Genomic DNA, 14830 nt, shown 5'->3' with positions numbered 1-14830 from the left:
CTGAGAGGATGTGAGCATGCGCACCGCAGAACGTGACGACGAGTCCGCCGCGACCACGCCCCGGCGGCAGGAGACCCGCGCACGCCTGCTCGCCGCGGCCTTCGAGGTGTTCGCCGAGATCGGACTCGGCGCCGCGTCCGTCGAGCAGATCTGCCAGCGCGCCGGGTTCACGCGCGGCGCCTTCTACTCGAACTTCTCGACCAAGGAGGAGCTGTTCCTCGAACTGCTGAGCCAGGAGCTGCGCAAGCGCCTCGAGGCGCTCGAGGCGGCGGCCGAGCGCTCGATGCCCGAGCTGCGCCAGCGCAGCTGCACCCTCGACCGCGACGACCTCGCCGCCTTCGTCACCGAGTTCTTCGCCGACTTCCTGCAGACCGGCGAGGAGGCGACCACCTGGTACGTGCTCGAGACCGAGTTCCTGCTGCTCGCGCTGCGCGATCCCGAGCTCGCGCCGCGCCACGTGCAGTTCTCGGTCGAGGTGTGCGCCGAGATGGCACCCGTGATCGAACGCCTGGTCGGCGCCGCCGGGCGCCGCTTCGTGCTTCCGATCGAACGGGCGCTCGGGATCCTCACGGACTTCTTCGAGCGGGCCATGCGGGCGACCGCGCTGCAGGGCCCGGACGCTCCGGACGGACTGACGGGCTTCGGGCGGCACACGGCCGACCTGCTCTTCGCGATCACCGAGCCGGTCGCCGCATCCGGCGAGGAGGGCGCGGAGCAACCGCCCAACTAGTTGCCCCAGGCAACCATTCGGCGTAGGGTCGGGGCATGGCCCCGGACGCTACACACCCGCACGCCGCGCTGCTGAGCGAACTGACCCGGCTGATGTCGCGCTGGTCCTCGCTCGATCTGCAGCGGCGCATCACCGCCGAATGCGGCGTCTCGCTCGATCCCGTCGCGGTTCGCGCGGTCTATCTGCTCGGCGTCGAAGGCGGCGGCGCACGCCCCAGCGTCCTCGCCGACGAGCTCCACCTCACACGCCCGTCCGCCTCCAAGCTCGTCGTCCGGCTGACCGAGGCCGGGCTGGCGGAACGCCGCCGCGATCCCGCCGACCGCCGCGCCGCCACCGTCGAACTCACCGAGACGGGCGAGGACGTCTATCGCAGGCTCTTCTCGGCAGGCGTCGGCATGGTCGACGCCGCCACCGCCGACTGGGATCCTGCCGACGTGCGCGCGCTCGGAGCGCTGCTGCACCGATTCGTGGGCGGACTTCTCCGCCCCGACCCCGCACCGGGGAACCGAGAGGAATGAGGGAATCACCATGGCACGCACCTTCGTCGTCACCGGAGCCGCATCCGGCATCGGACGTCTGACCGCGCAGAAGCTCCGCGACCGCGGCGACACCGTCATCGGGGTCGACCTGCGCGACGTCGAGGTCGCCGGCGACCTCTCGACCCCCGAGGGCCGGCTCGCCGCGGCCGAGGAGGCGACCCGCCTCGCCGGGGGCACGGTCGACGCCGTCATCGCCTGCGCCGGGCTCTCGCTTCCGAAGGTCGTCACCGCCGCCGTCAACTATTTCGGCATGACCGAGTTCCTGGAGGCCATGCAGCCCGCGCTCGCCCGATCCGCGGCCCCTCGCGCCGCTCTGATCTCGTCGATGGCCTCGCTGCAGCCGGTCGCGCCGCCGCTCGTCGACGCCCTGCTCGCGGACGACGAGGCCTCGGCGCTCGCCATCGCTGCGCAGCTCGAGCAGAACCCCGAGACGGGCACGCTCATCTACTCGTCGTCGAAGCAGGCCATCTCGCGCTGGGTGCGCCGCGAGGCTCCGAGCGCCCGCTGGGCGGGCGCCGGGATCCCGCTCAACGCGGTCGGCCCCGGCACCGTCGTCACCCCGATGACCGCCGAGCTGCTCTCGACCCCGGAGGGCGCCGCGCTCGTCGACGCGGTCGTCCCCATGCCGCTCCACGGCCACCAGGGCCCCGAGAGCATCGCCGATCTGCTGCTCTGGCTCACCTCCGTCGAGAACACCCACTGCTGCGGCCAGACCATCTACTGCGACGGCGGCGCGGACGCCGTGCTCCGCGGCGACGACGTGTGGTCGTGGAACGAGGAGGGGATCCGCGCGAAGTTCGGCGAGATCATGGCGGGCCTGCAGGGCTGAGGGCCGCCCGGGCGAAGCCGCTCCGGGCACGGCACGGGAACGGTCCCGCCGGGTAGGATCGTTCCCGTGCTGCTCTCAGATCGCGATATCAACGCCGAACTCGCCTCCGGTCGCATCGGGCTCGCGCCGAGCGAAGCCTCGATGGTGCAGCCGTCGAGCGTCGACGTGCGGCTCGACCGCTACTTCCGGCTCTTCGACAACCACAAGTACGCGGTCATCGACCCGGCCGAGGAACAGCCCGAACTGACCCGGCTCATCGAGGTCGACCCCGCCGAGGGCTTCATTCTGCACCCGGGCGAGTTCGTGCTCGGCTCCACCTTCGAGAAGGTCTCGCTGCCCGACGACATCGCGGCCCGGCTCGAGGGCAAGAGCTCGCTCGGTCGCCTCGGCCTACTCACCCACTCGACCGCCGGCTTCATCGATCCCGGCTTCGAGGGGCACGTCACGCTCGAGCTCTCGAACGTCGCCACCCTGCCGATCCGCCTGTGGCCCGGCATGAAGATCGGCCAGCTCTGCTTCTTCCGCCTGTCGTCCGCAGCGGAGCGCCCCTACGGCGCCGGTGCGACCTACTCGCGCTACCTCGGCCAGCGCGGCCCGACCGCGTCGCGCTCGTTCCAGAACTTCCACCGCACCGACGTCACCGTCACCGCGGAGGGCTCGCCGGGGCAGTAGCCCGGGCCGAGCCCCGGGGTCGGCCTCACCGACCCCGGCCCGCTACCGTTTGCGCGCGGTCCGCGCGTCCCGCTCCGCCTGCGCGGCGAGCATCGCGTTGTACTCCTGCAGCTCCGCCTCGCCCGAGCGATCCGCGGCGCGATCCCGCCGCTTCTGCTCGCGGGCGTCGCTGCGCGACCACTGCACGGTGACCACGAGCGCGAGCGCGAGCGTCGGCAGCTCGCCGATGCCCCAGGCGATGCCGCCGCCCAGGTTCTGATCCTCGAGCGGCGGCGCACCCCAGGTGCGTCCCATCGCGCCGAACCAGTCGGCCAGCATCAGCCCGTTGCCCGTCATGATCGTCACGCCGAAGAAGGCGTGCGACGCCATCGTGGCGAACAGCGTCACGAGGCGCAGCGGATACGGGAACCGGTAGGGCACCGGATCGATGCCGACCATCGAGAGGCTGAACAGGTAGCCCGAGATGAGGAAGTGGATGATCATCCACTGGTGGCCGAGGTGCTCGGTCATGGCCCAGCGGAACACCGGGGTGAAGTAGAAGATCCAGAGCGAGCCCGCGAACACCACCGCGGCGACCGCCGGATGCGTGATGACCTTCGAGTACGGCGTCTGCACCATCCACATGATCCACTCGCGCCCGCCCCACGAGCCGTCGTCGCGCTTCTCCGTCGCGCGCAGCGCGAGCGTCACCGGAGCGCCGAGCACGAGCACGAGCGGGATGAGCATCGTCAGCATCATGTGCCCGAGCATGTGCACGCTGAACAGCGTCTGCTCGTAGGCGTTGAAGGCCCCGTTCGTCGTGTAGAACAGCATCGCGAGGCCCGCGAGCCAGGCGAGCGTGCGCCCGATCGACCAGCGGTCGCCGCGACGCGACAGCCGCCACACGCCGGCGAGGTAGAGCGCGGCGGCGAACACGCAGACGAGCACCCAGGCGAGGTCGAACTTCCAGGCCGTGAAGTAGCTCATCGGAGTGAATTCGGGCGGCAGCTTGTCGCCCGTCAGCCACTCGGCCGGCGGCAGCAGGGTGTCGGCGTCGCGCACCGGTTCCTGCGAGACCGGCGGTGCGGTGCGGCCGAGCGCGGCCGCGATGCCGCTGGCGAAGCCCATCACGGCGAGCTCGGCGACCGCGAACCAGACGAAGATGCGGCCGCCCTTCGGCCCGGCGATGCGCGGGATCAGGCGTTCGCGCTGGATCGCGCCGAAGCCGCCGAGCAGGATCAGCGCGAGGGTCTTCAGCAGCACGAGCTGACCGTAGCCGGTGTTCAGCAGTGCGTCGAGGCTGCCGAGGCGCACCCAGGCGCTCACGACGCCGGACGCGGCCACGCCGACGAAGGCGAAGAGCGCGAGCGGCGAGTAGCGGCGCACGAGCTCGGAGAGCCGCTGCTTGTCGACCGTGCGCGCAAGGATCAGGAGCGTGAGCAGCCCGCCGAGCCAGACCGCCGCGCCGAGCAGGTGCACCAGGAGGGAGTTGACGGCGAGCGCGTGCCCCGACGCCCCCGCTGCGTGCCCCTGGAACGCGAAGGGGAGGGTGGTGCTGAGCGCGGCGACCAGCACGAGCAACTGCATGCGGCGCTCGCGGATCGCGAAGCACATGACCGTGGTCGCCGCGGCGAGCAGCAGCTCGATGAGCCAGAGGCGGCCCAGCTCGATCTCGGTGACGAACTGGGCGAGGCCCGCCCCGAACGAGGCGTCGGTCGAGAACGCCTTGCCCGAGACGTCGACGTAGGCGAAGAGGAGGGTCGCGGCGGAGGCGACGGTGAGCACCGCACCGGAGGCCGCGGCGAAGTCGAGCGCGATGCGCTGCTCGGGCTTGCCCGGGGTGAGCGACCAGACGGCCGTGACCACGGCCCCGATGAGGCCGGCGCAGGCGATGTTGACGATGGTGCGCGAGATCGGCAGGCCGTAGCGCACGACGGCGCCCGGATCGAGCAGTGTGCGCTCGTCGGCGCCGCCACCGATGCTCAGTCCGATGAACAGCGTCGCGAGGGCGACGGCGAGCAGCACGGCAGGGGCGATCACGCGCAGATTACGGGGCACCGCACCAGCCTACGCGGCCCAGATGCGAAGAAGCCCCCGGCCGAGGGCCGGGGGCTTCTTCGAGGCCGTACCTACTTGACGGCTGCCTTCAGCTTGCTGCCGACCGACACCTTGACGCGCTTGCCAGCGGGGATCGCGATCGACTCGCCGGTGCGGGGGTTGCGGCCCGTGCGAGCAGCGGTGGTCGCGGTCTCGAACGAGATCCAGCCGGGGATCGAAACCTTGCCGCCGTCGGCGACGGTCTCGGAGACCGCGGCGAACAGCCCGTCGACGACGCTGGCAACGGCGGCCTGGCTCTGGCCGGTCTCGGCAGCGATCTTGGCAACGAGCTCAGTCTTGTTCAGTGACATGTCCTGTCCTCCCAGGGCCGCCGGGTGCGGACCTCTGATCGTGTGCAAGTTCCCCTGATGCGGGGATCGATCGGTTGATCGCGTCCGAATCTACCCCACGCCGCGGCAAAAACCGCGGTATTTCGGTGAATTTCGCCCGATTTGGGTGTTCGGGCACCCGCCGGGCTCGTGTTTCTCAGGGGTGATGGGACGCAAAGCGGTCCGCTAGAGCACCTGGGGCAGCGCGCTCCGGCTGCTGATCTGGAGCTTGCGCATGATCCGGTGCATGTGGCTCTCGACCGTGCGGACGCTGAGCACCAGCCTCGCGGCGATCTCCTGGTTCGACAGCCCGGCCGCCGCGAGGGTCGCGACCTCGCGCTCCCGCTTCGAGAGGTTCTGGTCGGTCGTGTTGAAGCGGGCGCTGTCGAGCTTGGCGCCGCCCGCCCGGCTCAGCGTCTCCTGCGCGGAATCCTGCACGCGATCCTGGGCGTCCGATCGTCCGCGAGCGACGAACCACCGTTCGGCGTGCCGATAGGCCGCCACCGCCAGGCCCAGGGCGCCGAGGTCGCGCAGCTCGTCGCCGCTCGACTCCATGTCGTCCGGATCCTCCGAGACCAGGGCGGCCGCGTAGCGCCCCTGCGCCTGCAGCGCGGTCGCTTCCGGCAATCGTGCGAGATCGGCGAGCACTGCTTCCAGGCGCTCGGGGCCCGGCTCGATCTCGATCGCGACCAGCCCGGCGTGCACTCCCGCGAAGACCGAGCCGCGCTGCACGAGCACGCGCCCCGCGTCCCAGAGCACCTCGGCGGCCTTCTGCGGCTTGCCCGCGAGCACGAGCGCCTGCACTCGGGTCCAGGCCGCGCTCTCGCCGGGGAACGGGCCGTCCGGATTCTCGAGGGCCGAGACCTCCTTCAGGTTCCGCTTCACCAGACCCATCTGGCCGCGGTTCGCCGCGGTGATGCTGCTCGCCGTCAGGAGCATGAGCTTCCGCCCGGGCGGAGTCGGGATCGGCTCGCCCGCGCCGTGCAGCAGCTCGAGCAGTTCACCCAGCGCCGTCTCGTCCCCCGTCAGCAGGTGGCACAGCATGAGGCTGGCGCCGAACCCCCAGAACGCCTCGGTGTTGAGGTAGCTCCGCGCCTCGCGCAGCCCGCGCTCGAGCACCCGGCGCCCGTCCTCCGGGCGTCCCTGCGCCACGAGCGCGATCCCGCGCAGGACGCGCGGGCGCCACCGGTCGAGGTTCGGACCCAGCGCTTGGATCTCGGCGTACACCCGCTCGGCGTCCGAGAACCGGCACCGGCTCGTGAGCACGAGCATCTGGGTCTCCAGCAGATCGAGCTGCACCCGGTTCGGCAGGTCCTCCGTCACCTCGAGCAGTTCGCCGGCGTCCTTGGGGACCGTCTCCAGCGAGATCCGGATCCGCACCTCGGCGGCGTCCAGCAGGCGTTCGTAGACCCCGAGCGCCTCGCGGTCCTCGCGCAGCAGGCGCATCGCCTCGTCGAAGCTCCCGTCGACGTGCCCCACCCACTCCGCGTGCAGCACGCGCAGGACTGCGAGGCTCTCCGGATCACCGGAGATCCCCGCCGAATCGGCGAGCAGCTTCCGCACCGCGGTCTGGACCGCGGCGCTCCGCCCCTGCACCAGCACGCGGAGGTAACGGACGGCGGTCTCCGCGCTCGGCTGCGAATCCCACTCGAAGCCGGCGACGATGCGCTGCGCGCGCTCGCGCTCGCGCAGCAGGCCGGCGAACATCGAGACGTGGTCCTGCTGCATGACCTGCGGGCTGAACCGCTCGGCGATCATCGCGGTCGCGGATCCGCTCCCGCCGAGCCGCTCGACGATCAGTTCCGTCAGGCGGATCCTCCGAGCCGAGAGCGGTTCGTGCCGGAAGTACTCGACGAGCAGCGGAGGCACCACCGTCACGAGGTTGCTCGTGGCCCCCGGGACGAAGACCACCATGCCCCGTTCCTCCAGGTGCTCCAGCGTCTCCCAGTCCACGAGCTTGCGCACCGTCCCGACGTCGATGGCTCCGGTCATCGCGATGATCTCGAGGGAGTCGCGGGCCGCGGGCGCGAGGTTCTCCAGGTGCATCTCGATGACGTCGCGGAGCGCCGAGCTCCAGAGATCGCCGTCGGAGCTCCACTCCCCCTCGACAAAGCGCAGTCGGCCCTCCTCGGCCGTCGCGTCGACGAGCGCGAGCGCGAGGCCCACGTTGCTGCCGGACTTCGCGTAGATCCGGCTCATGGTCTCCGCTTCGACGGGACCGCCGAGACGACGCTCGATCGTCTGCTCCAGGTATTCGAATCGGAGCGGATCGAGGTCGAGCAGATAGCTCGCGTCGACCGCCGAGGTGACGAGGCCGCTGGGTGTCTGACCCGAGTGCATTCCGCGCAGGCGGGTCAGCACGACGGGGAGCTCGACCAGTTGCCCGGAGTCCCGGCGCACGGCTTCGAGCACTCCCCAGGAGGCTTCGTCGAGGTCGTCCCAGTCGTCGATGACCACGACCGACCTCGGTTGCTGCAGGCGCGCGCGGATCGCTCGAGCGGTCTCCTGCAGCCCCGCCGCCTGGCTCCTGGGCTCCGCCCCGAGGAACGTCGAGAGATTGAGCGAGGCCAGCGGGTGCGCCTTGAGCGACGCGATCCCGCGCACCGGCAGCACGTTCCAGCCTTCTTCCTCGAGTCGCGATTGCAGCTCGTTCAGGAACGTGGTGCGCCCGCTACCGCGGCTGCCGACGACGTCGACGCTCCGGCCCGCCATGAGCACCCGAACGACGCGTTCCAACTCTTGGTCACGACCCAGCACTGTCTCCCCCGCCTTCCGCCGCCACCACGGCTCAGGCCCGAATCTAACACCGTCGGGGGGCGCCTCCGAAGCTTTTCCCAGCAGCGCGTCGAGATCCCCCATTTCGATTCCACCGTTCACCGAATATCGCCATCTCCCCGGTCAGCATTTCAGAGCGCCCGAGAGCCGGGCAGGACTTGATGATGGTATGGAGGCACCGAGCGTTCGGCGCATGGTTTTTCCGAATTAGGTACGGCAGCCTTTGAGATTCAGTAGGCGACACCGGCCCAGTAGGGGGATAGACACCCATCGGGCGACCTTCTCAGAATGAATACACGCGAATTTGCGCCTCATACTGAATTCCCCGAGATCCCCGATTACCCTCAGCTTATTCGCTTATTCTAGAAATGCAAGATAATACATTTACGGACCTTCAAGGAGATTGACACAATGCAACGCCCCCTCACGCTCGCTTCCGCGACCGTCGCGCTGCTGCTCGGCTCGACCCTGGTCGGTTGCTCGGCCCCGGGCTCCGACGCGGGAAGCCCCTCGCCGAGCCCCACAAGCACCGCCTCCGAGTCCCCGTCGAACGCCTCGCCGGGGGCCTCGATCGACCTGGCCGATGAGCAGCCCGCCGTGTCGCTCGCGGACGCGCTCGCCACTGCCCAGAAGCGCGTCCCCGGCGACCTGCTGTCGGCCGAGCTCGATACGGAACGGGGCGAGCTGCGCTACCAGTTCGAGATCCGGACGGCCGACCGCGAGCACGAGATCGAGATCTCTGCGACGACCGGCGAGTTCGTCCGCTCGGATTCGAAGGCACTCGACCGCGAGGCGAAGGCCGAAGCGAAGATCGTGATCGCCGACCTCATCGATCCCGCCGAGGCGATGGCCCGCGCGGTGCAGGAGGTCCCCGGCGCGGCACGCTCGTGGAACCTCGAGCACTCGGACAATGCGCTCCGCTTTCAGGTGGAGGTCGCCACCGACCAGGGTGAGCGCGAGGTCGACATCGATGCCCGCTCCGGCGCCGTGCTCGGCGTCGATCGCTGACCCGGGCAGACCGGACCCGAACGCAGCGGAGCCCCGCGGACGATGTCCGCGGGGCTCCGCTGTTTCCGTATTCCAACATTCCAACGCGTCCGGATCGCATACGAAGAGCGCCCGGAAACGGCAAACGGGCCGGGATCCGCGCGGAGACTGCGCCGATCCCGACCCGGGTGCGGGGTGGGGCTTACTTGAACTGAGCGCCCGTGTCGCGGACCTGCGAGACCGAGACGGTCAGGTCGGCGAGGGTGTCGGCCAGGGTGACGTCGGTGCGATCCGCAACGGTGGCGTCGGTGGCCTGGTAGCGGAAGTCGCCGTCCTTGTCCTCGTAGAACGAGGCGTAGATGACGACGTTCAGGTCGGCGGTCGTGGCGGGCATGCCGAAGACGGCCTTCTGGGCCTCGGCGCCGCTCACGGCAGCGGTCGCACCGAGCACGCCGTTCTTGGCATCATCGGCGCCCGACGCCTGGCCGGCGACCGGAGCCGAGAGGTACATCAGCGGCGCGTCGGCCTCGGTCGGCAGAGCGGTCTCCTTCACGAGCAGCTCGTCGCCGTAGTAGACCTCGTAGCTGTAGTTCATTCCGGTGATCTTGCTGTCGAGCTTGTCGAGGCCGTCGATGCCGACCCGGCCGACGAGGTTGTCGCCGTCGAGGGTCACGGTCGCCTCGAACGATGCGGCCAGCTTGTCGCCGGGAGCCATACGCCAGGTCTTCACGTCGTCGATCTTGTGGCCGAGCTGCGAGCCGTCGGTCGCGCCCACGGTCTCGGTGGCGTCGACGCGGTCGTTCGAGACGTCCCAGAACGAGGTGTCGGCGAGCTGCTCGATGTTCAGGTCACCGGCGGTCACGGTGCCGCCCGTGAAGGTGTCGTTCGCCGACCAGAGGGCGAAGGTCGATCCGCCCGCGAGGAGCGCGGTGGCGCCGGCGGCGGCCCAGATCAGGCCCTTGCGACGCTTCTTCGACTCCTGGACGATGATGATCTGATCGTTGGTGTTCGACATGTTGGTCATGGTGTTCCTTCTGTGTGTGGGTGAGCGCGGGAAGTCGTGACCTCGTCGGCGCTCGTCGACGGGGTCGGGTCTGCGGGGCGCGATCAGTCGCGGGGATCGATCGCGGGGTTCAGGCTCGTGACGATCGGATCGAGGCTGATCACGATGTCGGGTTCGCCCGAGGGATCCGGGTAGACGTCGGCGTGCCAGTCGGCGCGGGACTTCGCCTTCGTCGTGTCCTCCGCGATGCCCTCGACGAGGGCTCGGTTGCGGTAGGTGCCCATCAGGTCGAGCGACGGCGGGAAGCCGACCGCGGCGTGCCACCGGGACATCGCGCCGTTGGTGCTGCCGTTCTCGGCGATCCCCGTCACCTGCACGTCGTTGACGTACATGCCGTCGAGCGCGTCGTTCCAGTCGAGGGCGACGCACCACTCCTGCTCGGTCTCGGCGCCGTCCTGCGCGGCGCCGGCGGCCTGCAGTTGCACGTCGGAGGTCTCGTACAGGTAGACGTTGCGCGGGCTCTCGCCCTCGGCCGGCTTCGGCGTCGCCGGGACGGCAGAGCAATCCCCGCCGGCCGCGGCGCGGTAGACCTTCATGGTGGAGCCCTCGAGCACGGTGCCCGGCTTCGCGATGCCGGAGGAGAGATCGTAACTGCCTCCCTTTCCGTTCTGCTCGCTCACCGAGACGGTGTAGTCGAGGCCCGTGATGCCGAGCGCCGAACCCGTCGCGGTGAAGCGCCAGATGACGGGCTCCGCGTTCACGGCGTCCTGCTCGAGCACCTCGATCACCGTCTTGCCCGGAAGCGTCACCGTGACCGGGGCCCCGCCCTCGGACGTCGCGCGATCCCCGTTCGGGCCGCCGACTGCGGAGAAGTTCACGCCGCCGATCGCGAAGCCGGGGGTCGACGCTCCGGCGGTCGCCTGCCAGAGCGCGAACGCAGCGACAGCCGAACCGAGCAGGCCGACGGAGACCGCCCCTGCGATCAGGCCGAGACGCGTATTGCGCTTCATCGTGCTGTCCTATCCGAAGTGAATCCATCGCCCGACCGCACCTGCTGCAGGGTGAGATCGATGTCGTCCGCCGACCAGGCGGACAGGTCGAGCAGGGGCTTGCCCGCCGTCCAGCGGTAGTCGCCGATCACGTTGACCGTGACCACGACGTTCCACCCGACGGTGCTTCCGGCCGAGCTGCTCTCGAGTCCTGCGACCGAGATGGGTTCGCCGAGCTCGGCCTCGCCGCTGGCGGGGCCGGCCTGGACGCCGTCGGCGTCCTCGATCCGGTAGCTCGCGGTGATCCGGCCCGCCTCGATGTCGGCCGTCGCGGCCGCTCCCGCGTCGACCAGCAGCTGCGCGTTGAGGTTGTCGCCCTGCAGCGTGGTGGTGACGGGGAGGACGATCTCGACGGTGTCGCCGGGCATCGACACGAACGGTGCCGGATCGGCGTCCAGCGGGCCAGAGGCCGGAGCCTCGACGCCGGCCGTGACCTGCTGCCATTTGCCGGTACCGACCGTGAGGTTCAGGTCACCGGCGACGATCCGGCCGCCGGACACGCTGTCCTGGGCCTGCCAGAGGGCGAAGGCCGCGGCCCCGCCGGCCGCCAGGATCCCGGCGCTCAGCACCGCGATGCCTGTGACGAGCATGCGGTCGCCCCGCACCCGTCGCAGCTGCCGCTGCGCGCGCTCCTTGGCCGTGCCGAGCGCGCGCCCGAGGGTCACGCCGCACCGCCGACGGTGGTGTCGACCGGGATCAGTGCGCCGCAGGACGAGAGCTGCGTGGACGCGCCGATCTTCAGCTCGGGCACCCGGCCGATGACGCCATCGGTGCCGAGGCGGGTGTCGGAGTCGGTGACGGTGACGTCGGTGAGCACGGTCGCCCAGTCGTCCGCCGAAATGTTGGTCACGGTGTAGACGAAGCAGACCGACTGGCCGTCCGTGAGTCGCGTGCCGCTGAGCGCTTCGGTCCCGGTCGCCATGATCCGCTCCGGCGAGGAGGTGTCGGCCACGTCCACGAACGCGCGCTTGGTGATCTGGATCGAGGGATCGGTCGAGAAGAGCTTCACGTCGAGCGAGCGCACGACGAGCCGGTCGTAATTGGGGTCGTCGGATCGCACCGAGTGGTTGACCAGCACCGCGGTGTTCGCCGCCACGTTGCCCTCGCTGGCCGTCACCCGGATGTCCTGCGAAGCGGTCTTGCCCGCGGGGATCGTCGGGCTCGAGGTGGAGAGCTTGACGCCGTGCTCGCTGCCGGCCGCGTCGAGGCTCGACGTGAACGCCAGGTCCGCGGTCGGCGTGGGCGCACCGGCTGCGAGCTGGAAGCCGTACTCCTTGCCGTCGGGCTCGCCGGTCACGAGCGTGAACGACTCGGGCCGCAGCGAGATCGGGTTGGTGAAGGTGATCTTCGCATCGGTGTTGGTCGCCGGGCCGCGGTTCGTGAGCCCGCCCAGGCTCGTCACCTTGCCCGCGGCGATCGCCGCGGTCACCACGGCCGAGTCGTCGGCGCGCACCACCACGTCGAACTCGCGGTTCGAGGTGCCGGCCACGGCTTCGACCGAGACCGCGCGGGGGTTGATCCGGGCCGCGTCGATGGTCTGAGCGGTCGCCGCGGCGGTCGCGCCGATCGTCTCGGTGGTCACGGTCTCGGGGTCCAGGGGCAGCGACGACTTCACGGTGTAGTGGAGGTCGCGGGCCAGGGTCGGGTCGTTCTGGGTGTCGGCCTGGTTGATGGTGAGCTCCGGGCGGCAGTTGCCGCTGAAGCCCACGATTCGGGAGTACTGCGACGACTGGCCGGAGTCGGCACCGATGGTCTGCAGGCGGATGTAGCCCCCGGCCACGCCGGTGTCCTCGTTCACGATGGTCACGTCCTGGGTGCCCCCGACCACGGTCGTGGGGAACTTCTGCGGGCCGACGGGCAGCGCGAGCTGCACCGTCGCCGTGGAGCCGCTCAGCTTCTCGACGCGGCCGAGGTGCACCTCGGCGGTGCGATCGCCCGTCCAGTAGACGTCGAGGTCGACGACGCTCGCGGGCAGCGGGGTTGCGGTCGGCGCCTGCACGTCGACGGTCGCGATGCAGACCGGCACGTCGTCGGCGAGCGGCGAGACCGCTTCGACGGTGCCCTGCGGCGCATCGGTGGTGAGCACCTGCGCGTTCGCCGAGGGGAACCAGGTGTTGACCCGGCCGTTGGCGTTGTTCGCGTTGTCGAGCAGCGACGTGGTGCCGTCGCGCGTCTCCTCGGCGGTCGCCGGACGGGCCTGGCTGGCGCTGCGCGAGCCGAAGGTGTTGCGCTCGACGTTCACGTCGCCCGTGTTGCTGAGGTAGACCGAAGTTCCCGAGTAGCCGTCGAAGTAGTTGCCCGCGATGCTCAGGTCACCGGCGCTGCCGCTCGTGGTGTTGCCGTTCCACGAGAGCCCGAAGGTCTGACCGGAGCTCGCCCGGGTGATCGTGTTGTCCTCGACGCGGTTCGTTCCGGCCATGGGGCCGAAGGGCAGGCTGATGAACGCGTTGTTCACACCGGTTCCGGCACCCGCCATGTTGATGAAGCTGTTGCTCGAGATGTCGATGTTCGACGCCCGTACGCTCGTCGCCGCGGTCCCGTTCGAGAAGGGGAAGCCGGCGCGCGAGGTCAGGTTCGAGACCGAGGAGTTCTTGAACGCGAAGCCGTCGATCACCACGTTCTGCGTACGCGGATTGAACTGCGTGACATCGGTCTGGCAGCCGGAGCCGTTCGACGAGTTGCAGGTGGTGGCGGTCGGGTAGGTGAGCTGCACGTTGTCGACCGTGAAGTTCTCGATGGGCGTGTTGTTCTGCGCGTTGAAGTAGAAGATGCCCGTCGCGTTCGCGGCGTGGTAGAAGCCCTGGATCCGGTAGTTCTGGACGGTGATGTTCTTGGCGCCCTCGCGGATCACCATGAAGCGCTCGGGGTAGTAGTCGCGGTCGGTCGAGGTCTCGCCGCCGTCGATCACGAAACCGTTGGCCTGCGGACCGACCACGAAGGAGCTCTCACCCGACAGCACGTAGGACATGTTGCGGAACTCGACGTCGGGACCGTTGATGTGGAACGCGGTCGATCCGGTGTCAGTGGCGGTCTGCATGGTGACCTGGTTCTTCAGGTCGATCGTCACCGGCGCGGTGATCTCGAAGTGGGCGCCGGCGTCCTGGTTCGAGACACGTGCGGTGTTCATACGCCCTGCTCCATCGGTGGCGCTGATGTTGCCGGTGAAGCCGTCGGCGACCGTGATCAGCACTGCGCCCTTCGGCGCCTTGAGCGCGTTCGACTCCTCGAGCGCGGCGCGCATGGTGCAGGTACCGGCGGCCGTGCGGCACACGCCGTCGCCCGGGTTCGCGTCCCGGGTGTTGTTCGCGTTCGTCGAGGCATCGAGCGAGTCGATCGTGAACGTGTAGTTCACCGCCTGAGCGACAGTCGAGACGATGAGCGGCGCCGCCGCGAGTGCGAACACCGCCGCGATGGCCGCAGCGATCCGTCCCCGCGAACGAGGCGTTCCTGATGCGAACCGCGAGGCCATGCCCCGCAGGCGCTTCGCTCGGTGCTTGGCTACCATCTCTACCGCCCCAATTTCTTGATTCCGCTCACGCATAATGTCTGCGAATTCAACAGTAGATTCGCGGATTCCCGCTCCGAGGGAATAGCGCGATACTCCGAATCGGACGCCCCGGTCTGCGGTGCTGCGGATATGCCAACTCAGTGTTTCCGCGGCGAACCGCGCGGCCGTTCAGTAGCTCAGGCGCGGTTCCGCGTAGGGCCGCTTCAGTACCGGATCCGAACGCTCGGATCAGCACTCGCAGGCACTCGCCGATCCCAGTGTTTCCAACGCCTCTGCAGCATCGCGGAGCTGCGAATCACGCGCGGGATCGCCGGAGCGGCACGCACTCCACGG

General features: G+C 69.6%; 12 protein-coding genes. 5 read left to right on the top strand and 7 right to left on the bottom strand.

What is annotated here, in order from left to right:
* The first annotated feature begins 16 nt into the window (after positions 1 to 16).
* The 4 genes from BMH31_RS06060 to dcd all read left to right on the top strand — a co-directional run bounded on the left by BMH31_RS06060 (position 17) and on the right by dcd (position 2770).
* Positions 17 to 730 (top strand): TetR/AcrR family transcriptional regulator, encoded by a 714-nt coding sequence (locus BMH31_RS06060; protein WP_099723302.1) that lies wholly within the window; start codon positions 17 to 19, stop codon positions 728 to 730.
* 35 nt (positions 731 to 765) lie between these two features.
* Positions 766 to 1248: a MarR family winged helix-turn-helix transcriptional regulator gene (locus BMH31_RS06055; protein ID WP_099723303.1), complete on the top strand. Its 483-nt coding sequence runs from the start codon at positions 766 to 768 to the stop codon at positions 1246 to 1248.
* Between the two features lie 10 nt (positions 1249 to 1258).
* Complete coding sequence (locus BMH31_RS06050; RefSeq protein WP_099723304.1) at positions 1259 to 2098, top strand: SDR family oxidoreductase; 840 nt, start codon at positions 1259 to 1261, stop codon at positions 2096 to 2098.
* 66 nt (positions 2099 to 2164) lie between these two features.
* Entirely contained in the window at positions 2165 to 2770 is a 606-nt protein-coding gene (dcd, locus tag BMH31_RS06045) for a dCTP deaminase (RefSeq protein WP_099723305.1), read from the top strand.
* A 42-nt stretch (positions 2771 to 2812) separates the two neighbouring features.
* Here the strand turns inward: dcd and BMH31_RS06040 are convergent, their stop codons facing one another.
* From BMH31_RS06040 to BMH31_RS06030, 3 genes are all read right to left on the bottom strand, one after another.
* A complete protein-coding gene (locus BMH31_RS06040; RefSeq protein ID WP_199069928.1) occupies positions 2813 to 4807 on the bottom strand; it encodes a cytochrome c oxidase assembly protein in 1995 nt (664 codons plus the stop codon).
* Positions 4808 to 4878: 71 nt separating this feature from the next.
* Positions 4879 to 5157: an HU family DNA-binding protein gene (locus tag BMH31_RS06035; RefSeq protein WP_046454847.1), complete on the bottom strand. Its 279-nt coding sequence runs from the start codon at positions 5155 to 5157 to the stop codon at positions 4879 to 4881.
* A 204-nt stretch (positions 5158 to 5361) separates the two neighbouring features.
* A complete protein-coding gene (locus BMH31_RS06030) occupies positions 5362 to 8034 on the bottom strand; it encodes a LuxR C-terminal-related transcriptional regulator (RefSeq protein WP_342586141.1) in 2673 nt (890 codons plus the stop codon).
* A 327-nt stretch (positions 8035 to 8361) separates the two neighbouring features.
* On the opposite strand from BMH31_RS06030, the gene BMH31_RS06025 reads away from it, so the two are divergent.
* A complete protein-coding gene (locus BMH31_RS06025) occupies positions 8362 to 8958 on the top strand; it encodes a PepSY domain-containing protein (RefSeq protein ID WP_099723308.1) in 597 nt (198 codons plus the stop codon).
* A gap of 181 nt (positions 8959 to 9139) precedes the next feature.
* Here the strand turns inward: BMH31_RS06025 and BMH31_RS15330 are convergent, their stop codons facing one another.
* The 4 genes from BMH31_RS15330 to BMH31_RS06005 form a co-directional block, all read right to left on the bottom strand.
* Complete coding sequence (locus tag BMH31_RS15330; protein WP_143469795.1) at positions 9140 to 9961, bottom strand: alternate-type signal peptide domain-containing protein; 822 nt, start codon at positions 9959 to 9961, stop codon at positions 9140 to 9142.
* 83 nt (positions 9962 to 10044) lie between these two features.
* Positions 10045 to 10950, bottom strand: coding sequence for a hypothetical protein (locus BMH31_RS15325; RefSeq protein ID WP_143469794.1), 906 nt, complete (start codon positions 10948 to 10950; stop codon positions 10045 to 10047).
* Complete coding sequence (locus BMH31_RS06010) at positions 10947 to 11654, bottom strand: alternate-type signal peptide domain-containing protein (RefSeq protein WP_099723310.1); 708 nt, start codon at positions 11652 to 11654, stop codon at positions 10947 to 10949. Before BMH31_RS06010 ends, BMH31_RS15325 begins: the two co-directional genes overlap by 4 nt.
* The gene (locus BMH31_RS06005) at positions 11651 to 14494 is read right to left on the bottom strand and encodes a hypothetical protein (protein WP_099723311.1); all 2844 of its coding nucleotides are present in this window, start codon (positions 14492 to 14494) and stop codon (positions 11651 to 11653) included. Before BMH31_RS06005 ends, BMH31_RS06010 begins: the two co-directional genes overlap by 4 nt.
* Positions 14495 to 14830: the final 336 nt, after the last annotated feature.

It is taken from the genome of Leucobacter sp. OLIS6, from assembly GCF_002752355.1.
Lineage (GTDB): Bacteria > Actinomycetota > Actinomycetes > Actinomycetales > Microbacteriaceae > Leucobacter.
The sequence above is the reverse complement of the archived record's forward strand: the minus strand, read 5'-3'. Positions and strand labels throughout refer to the sequence as shown.

What these genes read in the sequence shown, in the direction of transcription:
- BMH31_RS06060 (WP_099723302.1), top strand. Translation starts at nt 17, where the DNA reads ATGCGCACCGCAGAACGTGACGACGAGTCCGCCGCGACCACGCCCCGG.
- BMH31_RS06055 (WP_099723303.1), top strand. Translation starts at nt 766, where the DNA reads ATGGCCCCGGACGCTACACACCCGCACGCCGCGCTGCTGAGCGAACTG.
- BMH31_RS06050 (WP_099723304.1), top strand. Translation starts at nt 1,259, where the DNA reads ATGGCACGCACCTTCGTCGTCACCGGAGCCGCATCCGGCATCGGACGT.
- BMH31_RS06035 (WP_046454847.1), bottom strand. Translation starts at nt 5,157, where the DNA reads ATGTCACTGAACAAGACTGAGCTCGTTGCCAAGATCGCTGCCGAGACC.
- BMH31_RS06030 (WP_342586141.1), bottom strand. Translation starts at nt 8,034, where the DNA reads ATGGGGGATCTCGACGCGCTGCTGGGAAAAGCTTCGGAGGCGCCCCCC.
- BMH31_RS06025 (WP_099723308.1), top strand. Translation starts at nt 8,362, where the DNA reads ATGCAACGCCCCCTCACGCTCGCTTCCGCGACCGTCGCGCTGCTGCTC.
- BMH31_RS15330 (WP_143469795.1), bottom strand. Translation starts at nt 9,961, where the DNA reads ATGACCAACATGTCGAACACCAACGATCAGATCATCATCGTCCAGGAG.
- BMH31_RS15325 (WP_143469794.1), bottom strand. Translation starts at nt 10,950, where the DNA reads ATGAAGCGCAATACGCGTCTCGGCCTGATCGCAGGGGCGGTCTCCGTC.
- BMH31_RS06005 (WP_099723311.1), bottom strand. Translation starts at nt 14,494, where the DNA reads ATGGTAGCCAAGCACCGAGCGAAGCGCCTGCGGGGCATGGCCTCGCGG.